Consider the following 13,835-nt stretch of genomic DNA (forward strand, 5'->3'; position numbering starts at 1 on the left):
GCGGCAAAGCTCGCTAAGGCAGCCATATCTAACGCTACTAAGAGAGGGTCCTTCGGGGCCCTCTTTTTGTTTCCCTTGTATGTTCAGTTTGTTTACATACCGTTTAGGCTGATTTCTCTACCGTTTACGGGACTTTCGCGCTAGACTATTAAACAAAAGAGTAAAACATTTAGTAAACAGAACAAAACGAAACACGCATCTGTTTACTGAACATGTGATTAGGGGAGGACGTACATGGATAAGATCAAGCTCGGTTTTGTGCCCACGCGCCGCAGCATCTTTAGCGCGCCGGATGCGATCAAGTATCGCGGGCTGACGGCTGATCGCCTGCGCGAGATCGGCGTCGACATTGTGGATATCGACGACATCAACGACGAGGGCCTGCTGTTCGACGACAGCCATATCGCGCCTATCATCGAGAAGTTCCGCGCCGAGGGCGTCGACGGCATCATGCTGTGCCACGCCAACTTTGGTACCGAGTACGTCTGCGCCCGCCTTGCCCGCGAGCTCGGTCTGCCCGTGCTGCTGTGGGGCCCGCGCGACGAGCGCCCCGAGCCCGACGGCACCCGCCTGCGCGATAGCCAGTGCGGCCTGTTCGCCACCGGCAAGGTCCTGCGCCGCTTCCAGGTTCCCTTCACCTACATGACCAACTGCCGCCTGACCGATCCCGAGTTCGAGCGCGGCGTCTGGGACTTTTTGGCCGTGTGCAACGTGGTCAAGACCTTCAAGCACACCCGTATTCTGCAGATGGCCACCCGTCCGTTCGACTTCTGGTCGACCATGTGCAACGAGGGCGAGCTGCTCGAGAAGTTCAACATCCAGCTTTCGCCCATCCCCATGACCGAGCTTGTCCAGGCCGTGCGCGACGCCCAGGCCGACGAGCAGGCCATGGCAGCCATGCTCGCCCACATTGCCGACAGCTTTGAGATCTGCATCCCCGAGGATAAGGTTCCCGCGGTTGCCGGTCTTGCCATCGCCATGAAGCGCCTGGTCGAGAAGTACGGTTGCAACGCCGGTGCCATCCAGTGCTGGAACGCCCTGCAGGACGAGTTGGGCATTATGCCCTGCGCCGCCAACGCCATCCTCAACGAGATGGGTATCCCCATCGTATGCGAGACAGATATCCACGGCGCCATCACCGCACTGATGGTCGAAGCCGCCGACCTGGGCCGTCACCGCGGCATGTTCGCCGACTGGACCGTGCGTCATCCCGATAACGAGAACGGCGAGCTGCTGCAGCACTGCGGCCCCTGGCCCTGCAGCTGCGCGGCCGTCAAGCCCAAGCTCACCTACCCGCTGGCCTTCGATCACCCCGGCGCGCTGACGGCCGAGGCCAAGCACGGCGACCTCACCCTTGCCCGCTTTGACGGCGACAACGGCGAGTACTCGCTGCTGCTGGGCAACGCCCGCGGCATCGACGGCCCGGCCGGCATGGGCACTTACCTGTGGGTCGAGGTCGACAACCTCAAGCGCCTCGAGGCCAAGATCGTCGAGGGTCCCTACATCCACCACTGCGTCGCCATTCACGCCAACGTGGTGCCGGTGCTCTACGAGGCGTGCAAGTACATCGGCATTGCCCCCGACTTATACGACCCGATTGAAGAAGACGTCAAAGCCTACCTGCGAGGAGAGTAGAAATGGCAACTATCGAAGAGCTTGAATCCCTGCGTTGGGACCTTCGCCGCGATTGCGTCGATATCATCATGGCTGGCGCCGGCGGCCATATCGGCGGCGACATGTCGGTGATCGATGCCCTCATGACCCTCTACGCCAACCATCTCAACATTTCGCCCGAGACCGTCGACGATCCCAACCGCGATCGCTTCGTGCTCTCCAAGGGCCACGCAATGGAGGCCTACTATGCGGTGCTCTGCCACGAGGGCTATCTGGACCTCGATGACGTCAAGGCCCGCTTCTCCAAGTTCGGCAGCCCCTACATCGGCCATCCCAACAACAAGCTCAAGGGCATCGAGATGAACTCGGGCTCGCTGGGCCATGGCCTGCCCGTGGCCGTGGGCATGGCGCTTGCCGGCAAGATGGACGGCCGCGACTACCGCGTCTACACCATCATGGGCGACGGCGAGCTTGCCGAGGGCTCGGTCTGGGAGGGCGCCATGAGCGGCGGCAATTACCGGCTCGATAACCTGTGCGCGCTCGTGGACCGCAACCGCCTGCAGATCAGCGGTAGCACCGAGGACGTCATGAAGCAGGATTCGCAGGAGGAGCGCTGGGCCGCCTTCGGTTGGAACGTGCTGTCCATTCCGGGCAACGACGTCCAGGCCATCGACGCCGCGCTGACGCTGGCCGCCGAGACCAAGGGTAAGCCCACGGTCATCATCCTCAACACGGTGAAGGGCTACGGCTCGCCGGTTATGGAGGACAAGGCCTCCTGGCATCATCATCTGCCCAACGATGAGGAATATGCCCAGATCATCGCCGATTTCGCTGCCCATAAGGAGGCTATCAATGGCTAACAAGATCGCCAACCGCAAGGTTATCTGCGACACGCTGCTCGAGGCCGCCGCAACCGATAAAGACATCGTCGTCCTGTGCTCCGACTCCCGCGGCTCCGCATCGCTCACGCCGTTCTTCGATCAGTATCCCCAGCAGTCCATTGAGGTCGGCATCGCCGAGCAGGACCTGGTGAGTATCGCCGCCGGTATGGCCTCGTGCGGCAAGAAGGCCTGGGCCGCCTCGCCGGCGTCCTTTGTGACCACGCGCTCGTATGAGCAGTGCAAGGTCGACGTTTCGTACTCCAACACCAACGTCAAGCTCATCGGCATCTCGGGCGGCGTTTCCTATGGCGCCCTCGGTATGAGCCATCACTCCGCGCAGGATATCGCCGCCATGAGCGCGATTCCCAACATGCGCGTATATCTGCCGAGCGATCGCTTCCAGACCGCCGAGCTCGTGCGCGCCCTGGTTGCCGACAACAAACCGGCCTACATCCGCGTGGGCCGCAACCCGGTCGAGGACGTGTATACCGAGGACGAGTGTCCGTTCCAGATGGATCGCGCCACCTGGGTGCGTCGCGGCACCGATGTGACGCTTGTCGCCACCGGTGAGATGGTTCGCCATGCCGTGGACGCCGCCGATCTGCTGGCCGAGCAGGGAATCTCGGCAACGGTGCTCGACATGTACTGCGTCAAGCCGCTCGACGCCGAGGCCGTGATCGAGGCCGCCGGTACCACGCGTGCCGTCGTGACCGTCGAGGAGCACAGTCCCTTTGGCGGCCTGGGTTCCATGGTCGCGCAGGTCGTGGGTGAGCATTGCCCGCGTCCGGTCAAGTGCCTCTCCCTGCCCGATGCGCCGGTCATCACCGGCACGAGCCCCGAGGTCTTTGCGCACTACGGCCTGACGGGCGAGGGAATCGCCAAGACGGTCGCCGAGTTCCTGCCCGCAGAGTAACTGGAATGTGACAAAGGGACAGTCCCTTTGTCACATTCGTTTTGAAAGGGGTGGCCATGGGCCGCTACATCATCGGTATCGACCAGTCCACGCAGGGCACGAAGGCGCTGCTGGTGGACGAGGGCGGCCATCTAATCCATCGTGCCGATCGCTCGCATCGCCAGATTGTCAGCGAGGCCGGCTGGGTGAGCCATGATCCGGCCGAGATCGCCGCCAACGTGCTGGCCGTGGCGCGTGCCGTGGTGGAGGAGACCGGGGTCGATCCGGCCGACATCGCCGGCATCGGCATCTCCAACCAGCGCGAGACCACTGTTGCCTGGAGGCGCACGACGGGCGAGCCGCTGTGCGACGCCGTGGTGTGGCAGTGCGCCCGCGCCCGCGAGCTGTGCGACGAGCTGGCCGCGCGCGAGGGTGTGGCCGAGCTGGTGCGCGACACGACGGGTCTGGTACTCTCGCCCTACTATCCGGCGGGCAAGATGGCTTGGATTCTCGCGAACGTTCCCGCGGCTGCCGAGGCCGCGGCGGCAGGCGAACTGTGTCTGGGCACCATCGATGCCTGGGTGGTCTGGACGCTCACGGGCGGCGCGGAGTTCCGCTGCGACTGGTCCAATGCCAGCCGCACGCAGCTCTTCGACCTGCGCCGTGGCTGCTGGAGCGAGCCGGTGTGCGAGGCCTTTGGCGTCGATCCGGCCTGCCTGCCGCAGGTGACCGATTCCGATGGCCTGTTCGGCATGACGGACCTGGGCGGCTTTTTGCCGGCGACCGTGCCCATTCACGGCGTACTCGGCGACAGCCATGCCGCCTTGTTTGCCCAGGGCTGCCACAGCCGCGGCATGGCCAAGGCGACCTATGGCACCGGCAGCTCGGTCATGATGAACGTTGGCGACGAGTTCGTTGCCAGCTCGCACGGGCTTTCGAGCTCGCTTGCGTGGCGTATGGACGGCGTGACCGAGTATGTGCTCGAGGGCAACGTGAGCTACGCCGGCGCCGTCAAGACGTGGCTGCGCGACGACCTGGAGCTCATCAACAATCCCGAGGAAGTCACCGACCTGTGCTACGCCGCCAACCCGGCGAGCCGCGTCTACTTTGTGCCGGCGTTCACCGGCTTGGGTGCGCCGCACTGGGCGAGTGACGCCGAGGGCTGCGTTTTTGGCATGACACGCACCACGGGCCGCGCGGAGTTCGTGAAGGCCGCCGACGAGTCGATCGCCTACCAGATTTTCGACGTGATCGATGCGATGGTCGAGGATTCGGGCGCGGCGCTTTCCGAGCTTCGTGTTGATGGCGGTCCCACGCGCGATGCGTACCTGATGCAGTTTGAGAGCGACTTGGTCGGCTCGCCCATCCGCATTGCGAGCAACGACGAGATGAGCGGTCTGGGCGCGGCCTGGGCCTGCGGCATTGCGCTGGGCATGTACACGCGCGACGTCGTTGACGTCTACGGCGCCCGCGGCATCGTGGAGCCTGCCATGTCTGCCGACGAACGAGCCAAAAAGATCGCCGGCTGGCGCCATGCCGTCAAATCAACAATTGCATACACTGCCTAGGCGGCTGCGCGGCACTCAAGGATTTTTCTGGGGATTAAACACTCATTGATCCCCGTCCCGGGCAGCTCATTTGGGACGGGGCTTTTTTGACTGGTATGATTGGTGCGATCATTCGAACCAGCTAAAAGAGCCCCGTCCTAAATTGACTACCGAGAGGATCTGCCATGGAGCGCATCGCGAGTTTTTCCGTTGACCATCTGCTGCTTGAGCCCGGCGTGTATGTGAGTCGCATCGACCGCGATCCGGCGACCGGCGCCGCCGTCACCACCTTTGACCTGCGCCTGACCACGCCCAATAAGGAGCCGGTCATGAACACGGCCGAGTGCCACACCATCGAGCACCTGGGCGCGACGTTCCTTCGCAACCATGCCGAGTGGTCGAGCCGCATTGTCTACTTTGGCCCCATGGGCTGCCGCACGGGCTTTTACCTCGTCGTTTTTGGCGAGGTGACGAGTGAGGAGATCTTGCCGCTCGTGCGTGAGCTGTTCGAGTTTGTCGCCGGCTTTGAGGGCGATGTCCCCGGTGCCGCTCCCGAGGAGTGCGGTAACTATCTGGACCAGAACCTCCCCATGGCAAACTGGCTCGCGCACCGTTATCTCGACCGCGATCTGGCCGATATCGACGAGAAGCACCTGCACTATCAGCAGGCATAGGGCCGCCCTCTGCCTCCAAACCGTTCACACGGAGATATCGACCGTTTAACTGTTTAGAAGTGTTTATTCGAGGTCATTAGCACTAGCTCGCTTAAACTAGTTCTCAGAGTGATATTCAGGCAAGGCTCCTGAAGCAGCATCTGTTGACATTGATTGTCGGATTCTGCTTCGGGAGCCTTGTTCTGTTTAGGGGGGCACATGGAAATTGTTAAACGAATTAATACCAGCGCTGTCCTCTGCGTCGATGGAAATGGCAGACAGTTGGTTGCATTCGGCCGTGGTCTGGGGTTCAAGAATGTCGGAGACGAGGTCCCTCTTTCGGAGATTCAACGAACGTTTTATAACGTTAGCTCTCGCTACATCGCTCTCGTTGACGAGGTCCCCGACGAGCTTCTCGAGCTTACCTCGGATGTTATTGATATGTCGACAGGTTTGCTGCCTTATGAGGTGAGCCCTAATTTGCCGTTTATCCTTGCGGACCATATCGCGTATGCGGTTAAGCGCAAAGAGCAAAATATCGTTGTCCGCATGCCTTTATCGTTTGATGTCCGCCAACAATATCCCGTCGAATTTAAAATCGGCGAGTATGCACTTAGGATAATCAGGAAACGTCTTAACGTTAGGCTTCCAGCTCATGAGGCAGTTGGAATTGCCATGGCGTTTATCAATAACATGGCCGATTCGGACTCATGCGAAGTAGTTAAAGAGTTTAGCGCGGATATCTACGATCGTGTTCTGGAGGAGTCAACCGTTGCTGTTGAAAATCGGCTTGGCATTCAAGTTGATCGGGAAGGTTTCGATTACGCAAGGTTCGCAACCCATCTTCAGTACTTATTCAATAGGTTGAACTCTGGCGAAAGCATCGTGAGCGACAACCGCAAGATGTACCTCTCGCTCAAAAAAGAATATCCGGTGGCATCAATGTGCGCCGATGATATTGCTTCTGTTCTCAGCCGACTGACGGGGCGGGAACTTATAGACGAAGAAAGACTCTACCTCATGATGCACATCAATCGAATTGCATCGAAAACAAGGTAATTAGTTGGCAAAGGCGCGCGCTTTGCTGATGGTTACATATAAAACTCAACATGGGAGAAATGGTATTTATGGCAGATACAACCAAGCTCGCTGCCGAGATTCTCGAGATGGTGGGCGGCGCAGACAACGTTACATTTGTAGCTCACTGCATGACTCGTTTAAGGTTCAACCTTAAGGACGAAAGCATCGTAGACGATGCAAAAGTCAAGGCGATTGATGGCGTGATCGACATTCGCCATTCCGCGGGGCAATATCAGGTGATTGTGGGACCTAAGGTCGATAAGGTCTATGAAATCGTTGCCAAGGAAACCGGGATTGACGCCGGAGATTCCGAGGCAAGCGAAGGAGAGACTAAGGGCTTTCTGGGAAAGCTAATGAAGTTCATCAGCGGCATCATGATGCCCGTTCTTCCTGCCTTGATCGCATGCGGAATGATAAACGCCATCCTTAGCATTCTGACAACGGCGGGTGCTGTTTCCGCCGAGAGCGGAATATACACTCTGCTGTACGGCATGGGAAATGCCTGCATGTATTTCCTGCCCGTTCTTGTCGGATCATCTGCTGCTCAGTTCTTTGGAACCGATCGATATATCGGTGCGGTACTCGGCGCAATCCTGGTTTATCCGACTTTCGTTGCTGCGGCCGGAGCGGGCGATGCGCTGGATTTGCTCGGCATGAAGTTCACAATGGTGAGCTATTCCTCCACGGTGTTTCCTGCTATCGTGGCGGCTTGGTTCGCATCCGTTCTTAATAAGTGGCTGCGGGCGGTTCTTCCCGATGTTGTGGCATTTGCGCTCGTCCCGTTCCTGACGGTTGCTGTTGCCGCCCCCGTCTCTCTCCTTGTGATCGGCCCCGTTATTCAGCAGGCGAGCTCTTTGCTTGCGGCTGCAGTGCTGGCGGTCTATCAGTTCAGCCCCGTCCTTTGCGGCGTTATTCTCGGGCCGATATTCGGTCTCGTTATGATCCCCCTTGGACTCCATTGGGCCCTGATCGTGCTTTCCATCAACAATATTATGACTGTCGGCTCCGATCCTATCCTTGGACTTCTCTGCTGCAGCATGGGTGTTGTCGGCGCTTGTTTGGCGTTTGCCCTCCGCTCGAAGGACCCGAGTGAAAAGAGTCTTGGGTTCAGCTGTGCCATTACGGGCTTTTTCGGGATTACGGAACCGGCGCTGTACGGCATCATCTTGGTGCACAAGAAGATCATTATCGCTTCCATGGTCGCCGGAGCAATCAGTGCTGTTATCCCGGCGATTTTCAACACCTGTACGTTCGTTATGACGTCGAGCGGCATTTTTAGCTTCCCCGGTTATATGGATCCTTCTGGTGATATGAGCAGCCTCATCGGCGCAATTCTTTGCAATGTCGTCGGTTTAATTCTTAACTTCGTTCTCGTTTACATCCTGTATCGCCCTGATGAAGAGGCGGTAGTGGAGTAGACAATTATTCGGGATGTAAGCTGCCGAAAACCCCGCGGCAGATTGCATGTGGTGGGCTTGCCGTTGATTCACGCGAGCCCACCCTCATTTTTGGAGTGACTAGCTATGACAATTACTGCCGATATGACGTTTGGCGAAATCGCGCTCCTTCCTGAGTTCGCTGGCTTTGGCGAGCACCTTATGCTTTGCCGGCCTTCAACTTGGGAGCGCATGTGGAATAAACCCATTGTGTCTCATATGAATTCTGATGCTAATCCATATGAAACTGCTCGCGTTTTGCGTGGATTGAATCGAATTGTCGAGCTCGTGGATGACGGGAGGCAGGTTGCCTACGATATTTGGGATGAAGCCGACTGCATCCGTGATCCGACTCGGCGCAATACGAAACTGTTCTTCTTTCCCGGGAGACCCAGGGCTCCCTTTATCATTGCGGTTTCGGGCGGAGGTTATCAGAGCGTTTGTCATCAAGTGGAAGGCTTTCCCGTTGCCCCCGAGCTCAACGATGCGGGCTATAACGTGTTCGTGCTGTCATACAGGGTGAGGGTCGAGCCTTTGATGCCGCGCCCAATCGACGATTTAAATCGAGCCGTCCGTTTTGTCCTGGAGAATTCAGCGAAATTTAATGTCGCAAAAAGTTATGCAGTTATCGGCTTTTCTGCTGGTGCGCATTTAACTGCCGAGTGGGGGACGGACAACAAGGGATTTGCGTCCTACGGATGCGAGGCGCCAAAAGCCTTGGCCCTGTGTTATGCACCGATTGATCTTCATGGCTTTGAGAACGCATCAGACAATAGATTTCTTGATTCGGTGTGCGGCGGGGCTGGTCGCGACTCGCTCGATGATTTCTGTATTAATCAGCATGTGTGGGAGCAGTATCCTCCGACATATCTTTGGCAATGCGCTGACGATGATATTGTATCGCCCGACAATTATGAAAAGATGGTCGATGCTCTGGATGCAGCTGGAGTACACCATGAGGGAGTCATGTATTCAGAAGGGGGGCACGCATTGATGAAGCCCCATGCGCCGGAGACCGACTACTGGTGTATGAGCGTTATTGAGTTTCTTAAAGATTGTCTCGACTAGGAAACTGCATGTCGCTTTTTGAGCGGGTGATTTCGTCATGCAATGTTTTCGGTATTGAACGTGGTCGTGGATGAATGATGTTCTAGAATGTTCGTACTGTCACATAAACGAACAGGAGCGAACATGCATATCTACTCTGTATCAGATCACGAGTTCAAATCTTATGGCTGCGTGTGGAACGACGTTCCGTCCAACCTGACCGCTCCGCTCATCGAGGCGCTCTCTGCCACGCCCATCCCCGAGGGCAGTAAGTACGTAGCAAGCGCGCCGGAGCTCGAGGGCGTCAAGGATGCCGATAAGCTGGGCTTTCTCATGTACGGCGGCCGCCCCTTCCAGCTCGGCTGGTGCAACGGGCACAACACACGCCTCAACTGCCTGGAGTATCACCGCGCCAGCGAGTTTAACCTGGGCGCCCGCGACTTTATCCTGCTCGTGGCGCATCGCTGGGAGATCGAGGACGGCAAGCTTGACACCGCGTGCGTTAAGGCGTTCCGCGTGCCGGCGGGCAAGGTCGTTGAGGTCTTCAACACCACGCTCCACTACACGCCCTGCATGGTCGACGACGGTGGCTTCCAGGTGATGGTGGCGCTGCCGGCGGGCACCAATGGCCCGCGCCCCGAGGCTGCAGCCGACATGCCTGCCGCCGGTGACAGCTACTGCTACTGGAAGGCCGACAAGTGGGTCCTCTGCCACGCCGACAGCCCCAAGGCAGCCGAAGGCGGCTACGTGGGCCTCGTCGGCAAAAACCTCGACATCACCTGCGACTAGGGGCTTCCTGTTTGTCTCGATCTGTAACATCTAGCGGGTTAAATCGCCTCTACCTGTTACAGATTGAGATAAATCGTAGAGGGTGCCCGAAAGATCTCGATCTGTAACACCAGGCCCGGTTTTGGCGGCCTACCTGTTACAGATCGAGACAAACCGGGCCCAAACCACCACAAAGGTGCCTGTCCCCTTTGTGGTGGTTGGCGGTTTGGGCGGGCAGGTATCAAAAAGTGTCAGACGAGGGCGGCTGCGGGGCGCCTGCGTGCGAAAAGAAGTGTCGGCCTGCGCCGCTGTCGTTGAGTAGCGCGCTGCTTACGGGGATACTGAAGCCACGACAAACAGCGTGTGAAAGGATTGATGCATGGCTTTCCGTAAAGACTTCCTGTGGGGCGGCGCGACGGCTGCCAACCAGTGCGAGGGCGCTTACGACGTGGATGGCCGCGGCCTGGCCAACGTGGACGTGGCCCCGCACGGCCCCGAGCGCTACGCGGTGGTCTCCGGCCAGCGCAAGATGCTCGACTTCGAGGACGGCTATTACTATCCCGCGCAGACCGGCATCGATTTCTACCACCACTACAAGGAGGACATCGCCCTCTTTGCCGAGATGGGCTTTAAGACCTTCCGCATGAGCCTGGCGTGGACCCGCATTTTCCCCAACGGTGACGAGACCGAGCCCAACGAGGCCGGCCTGGCCTTCTACGAGGACGTGTTCCGCGAGTGTCAGGCGCACGGCATCGAGCCGCTCGTGACCATCACGCACTTCGACTGCCCGATCCACCTTATCAAGGAGTACGGCGGCTGGCGTAACCGCAAGCTCATCGACTTCTACAAGAACCTCGCGACCACGATCTTCACCCGCTACAAGGGCCTGGTGAAGTACTGGCTTACCTTCAACGAGATCAATATGATCTTGCACCTGCCGTTTATGGGTGCCGGTCTGGTCTTTGAGGAGGGCGAGAACAAGGAGGCCGTCGAGTACCTGGCCGCCCACAACGAGCTCGTCGCCAGCGCCTGGGCAACCAAGATCGCTCACGAGATCGACCCTGAGGTCAAGATCGGTTGCATGCTTGCCGCAGGTAGCTACTACCCCTACAGCTGCCGTCCGGGCGATGTGCGCCAGGCGCAGCTCGACAACCAGAGCAACTATTTCTTTGTCGACGTTCAGAGCCGCGGTTACTACCCGGCCTATGCCGTCAAGAAGCTCGAGCGTCTGGGCATCGATGTGGGCATGACGGACGAGGACCGCGAGATCCTGGCCGCCAACACCGTCGACTTCATCAGCTTTAGCTATTACAGCACCCGTTGTTCCGCCGGTGCCGATAACCCTGATGTCGAGCGCACCCAGAGCAACGCCTTCGCCGGCGCCAAGAACCCCTACCTGCAGGAGAGCCAGTGGGGCTGGGCCATCGATCCGCTGGGCTTCCGCATCACCCTCAACGACCTGTACGACCGCTATCAGAAGCCGCTGTTTGTGGTCGAGAACGGTCTGGGCGCCAAGGATGTTGTCGAGGAGGATGGCTCCATCAACGACGACTACCGTATCGACTACCTGCGCCAGCACATCGCCGCGATGCGCGATGCGGTGACCGAGGACGGCGTTGACCTGCTGGGCTACACCACCTGGGGCCCGATCGACCTGGTGTCTGCCGGCACGGGCGAGATGTCCAAGCGCTATGGCTTTATCTATGTCGACCGCGATGATGCGGGCAACGGCACCCTCAAGCGTTCCAAGAAGAAGAGCTTCGATTGGTACAAACACGTCATCGAGACGAACGGCGAGGACCTGGCCTAGGCTTTCCCAACAACCACAGCTTCCTAACCAAAACACCCGGCGAGCAGCTTATGCCCGTCGGGTGTTTTGTTAAAAGAAGTGAAAGAAAGCAAAAGAAGTTAAGAACTACTCATTGGGGACGTTCTTAAACGGCTAATCGCTGGGGGCACCCTTTGCCGTCGGCGGATTTTGGGACATGTGGCCCGCTTTTTGGGCCCGCCTGTCGGTACACTAAAAGCACTATGGGTACCTGCGAGCGACATATCGGCCACGCGGCCGCCCGATCCGCACCCGTGGCGGATCCCAGGGGCGGCAGGCTCTTCGCCATGCCGCGATTCCTTGTTGGCATAACGCATCGTGTATACCGCTACCGCGTCTTCGCTATCGCTGGCGCCATCACTGCGCTGTTCCTCATGCTTTTGGCAGTCTTGCCGGCGCTGTTCGCCTCCGACCCCAAGCTTTCCAACACCGTGCCTGCCTATGGTGAGGTATCCAAAGAGGTTGTGGACGGACTCATTCATTCGAGCTCCCTCCCGTTGCTCATAGCCGGAATTGCGTTTTCAATTTGGGGTGTGTTGGCGTACCTGCGCTGTTTGGACTATGTGTTGCGCCGCCGCCTTGTTGCCGTCGCCACTATCTGTGCCCTCTGGATGATCGAGGTCATCCTCAAATACAAGTCGTTCACGCCGTTCTATGCCACCGTGCTGTGGTACCTGTACTACGTGCCCATGACGTTCATTCCGCTGCTCTACCAGCTGTGCGGCCTGCGCCTTGCGGGCGTGGAACAGCACCGCCTGGGTCGCCGCTACTGCGCTGCGCTGTGGATTGTGGCCATCCTGCTTATCGGATTTGTGCTCACCAACGATTTTCACCAGCAGGTCTTCCGCTTTGACCGTACAAGCGACACCTGGAGCAATGATTACACGTACGGCTGGGGTTATTTCGCTGTCTTGTTGTGGACGGCCTTTAACTTTGTGGCCTTTTTTATCCTGGTTGGTCGGTCCTCGTCCTTTCGCGTCCAGCGTTTCTCGGGCACGGCGGCGCTCGTACTGCTGGGTGGCGCATTCTTTGCCATCTCGTATGCTCTGCGCGTGCCCTGGGCATGGAGGCTCAACTTTTCGCTCGTCTATTGCGTCCTGTGCGTGGTGGCGATGGAAATCTGTCTCGATTGCGGTGTCATTCCGTCGTATCACGACATCGCCGGCATTTTCGACACCTTGCCGCTCGACCTCAAAGTTCTAACGCGCGACCTGCAGGAAGTCTATGCCACACCGGTGTCGAAGCCAATGCCGGCGGGCGTGTGCGAAGAGCTTCGGGCCCAGGAACACGGGCATGCCCATGCCTTTGCCGTGGCGTCCGATCCCGATGTAATGTATCGCGCCTTTCCACTGCTGGGCGGATCGGCCCTGCTTGCCCAAGACGTGTCGGAGCTCAACGAGCTTAACCGTGAACTGGCACATCGTCGCATGGAGCTGCAGCGCCAAAATGAGCTGCTCACGGCCGACTACGATCTTAAGACGCATCTGGCAGATCAAGAGGCCGAGACCTTGCTGGTCCAAGACGTGGACCAGGCACTCGCCCGCGCGCTCGAAGAGATGTATGACCTGCTGAGCTCGCTGCCGCCGTTGACCGACGAAGCGTCTTCTCACGAGCGTTACCGCATGCTGCAGCGCGCCAAGATGCTCGTCGCCTATTGCAAGCGCAAGGGGTCGCTCACGCTGGCGCAGCACGGGGAGAGCGGCTTTGATCGCGACCGCATTCAGCTCATTGCCAACGAGCTCGCAAGCGACCTGCGCACCATCGATGTCGATTGCGCCTCGATTATCGCCATACGGCGCCCGATGCACGCCAGTACGGTAAGCGCCCTGTACGACTGCGTGTATGACTTTGCGTTTTTTGCCTACACCACCGACCACCCGGCGCTCATGTATCACTTGGGTGACCATGACCGGTGCAGTGTCGAGCTGCGCGCCACGCTTTTTTCCAACGATGATGAAGATCTTTCGCAGACGCCCGCTGCGCAAGAGCTCGAAAGCGCTCTGCAAGGGCGCAACGTGGCATACCGCCTTGAGGGCGAGCCCGGCCAGCTGCGCATGATCGTCTTGATGCCGAGGGCGGGTGAGTAACG

General features: G+C 58.8%; 11 protein-coding genes. All 11 read left to right on the forward strand.

The window, feature by feature from the left end; genetic code table 11:
• The first annotated feature begins 234 nt into the window (after positions 1-234).
• The 11 genes from DW823_RS02875 to DW823_RS02925 all read left to right on the forward strand — a co-directional run bounded on the left by DW823_RS02875 (position 235) and on the right by DW823_RS02925 (position 13,833).
• Positions 235-1,635: an L-fucose/L-arabinose isomerase family protein gene (locus tag DW823_RS02875; RefSeq protein ID WP_118080148.1), complete on the forward strand. Its 1,401-nt coding sequence runs from the start codon at positions 235-237 to the stop codon at positions 1,633-1,635.
• A gap of 2 nt (positions 1,636-1,637) precedes the next feature.
• The gene (locus tag DW823_RS02880; protein ID WP_199574322.1) at positions 1,638-2,474 is read left to right on the forward strand and encodes a transketolase; all 837 of its coding nucleotides are present in this window, start codon (positions 1,638-1,640) and stop codon (positions 2,472-2,474) included.
• Complete coding sequence (locus DW823_RS02885; RefSeq protein WP_118080150.1) at positions 2,467-3,408, forward strand: transketolase family protein; 942 nt, start codon at positions 2,467-2,469, stop codon at positions 3,406-3,408. Before DW823_RS02880 ends, DW823_RS02885 begins: the two co-directional genes overlap by 8 nt.
• Before the next feature lie 56 nt (positions 3,409-3,464).
• Positions 3,465-4,955, forward strand: coding sequence for a glycerol kinase GlpK (locus tag DW823_RS02890; protein WP_199574324.1), 1,491 nt, complete (start codon positions 3,465-3,467; stop codon positions 4,953-4,955).
• Between the two features lie 164 nt (positions 4,956-5,119).
• Entirely contained in the window at positions 5,120-5,608 is a 489-nt protein-coding gene (locus tag DW823_RS02895; RefSeq protein ID WP_118080155.1) for an S-ribosylhomocysteine lyase, read from the forward strand.
• A 198-nt stretch (positions 5,609-5,806) separates the two neighbouring features.
• Positions 5,807-6,646, forward strand: a complete 840-nt coding sequence (locus DW823_RS02900) for a PRD domain-containing protein (RefSeq protein WP_099432486.1) — start codon at positions 5,807-5,809, stop codon at positions 6,644-6,646.
• Positions 6,647-6,714: 68 nt separating this feature from the next.
• On the forward strand, positions 6,715-8,085 hold the full coding sequence (locus DW823_RS02905; protein ID WP_158567251.1) for a PTS transporter subunit EIIC: 1,371 nt from the start codon (positions 6,715-6,717) through the stop codon (positions 8,083-8,085).
• Between the two features lie 105 nt (positions 8,086-8,190).
• Complete coding sequence (locus DW823_RS02910; protein ID WP_118080158.1) at positions 8,191-9,171, forward strand: alpha/beta hydrolase; 981 nt, start codon at positions 8,191-8,193, stop codon at positions 9,169-9,171.
• 123 nt (positions 9,172-9,294) lie between these two features.
• Positions 9,295-9,939: a DUF4867 family protein gene (locus DW823_RS02915; protein ID WP_117773695.1), complete on the forward strand. Its 645-nt coding sequence runs from the start codon at positions 9,295-9,297 to the stop codon at positions 9,937-9,939.
• 358 nt (positions 9,940-10,297) lie between these two features.
• Complete coding sequence (locus tag DW823_RS02920) at positions 10,298-11,728, forward strand: 6-phospho-beta-glucosidase (RefSeq protein ID WP_118080160.1); 1,431 nt, start codon at positions 10,298-10,300, stop codon at positions 11,726-11,728.
• 305 nt (positions 11,729-12,033) lie between these two features.
• Entirely contained in the window at positions 12,034-13,833 is a 1,800-nt protein-coding gene (locus tag DW823_RS02925; RefSeq protein ID WP_158567252.1) for a histidine kinase N-terminal 7TM domain-containing protein, read from the forward strand.
• Positions 13,834-13,835 lie beyond the last annotated feature (2 nt).

This window comes from Collinsella sp. AM34-10 (genome assembly GCF_003469185.1).
Taxonomy (GTDB): Bacteria; Actinomycetota; Coriobacteriia; order Coriobacteriales; family Coriobacteriaceae; genus Collinsella.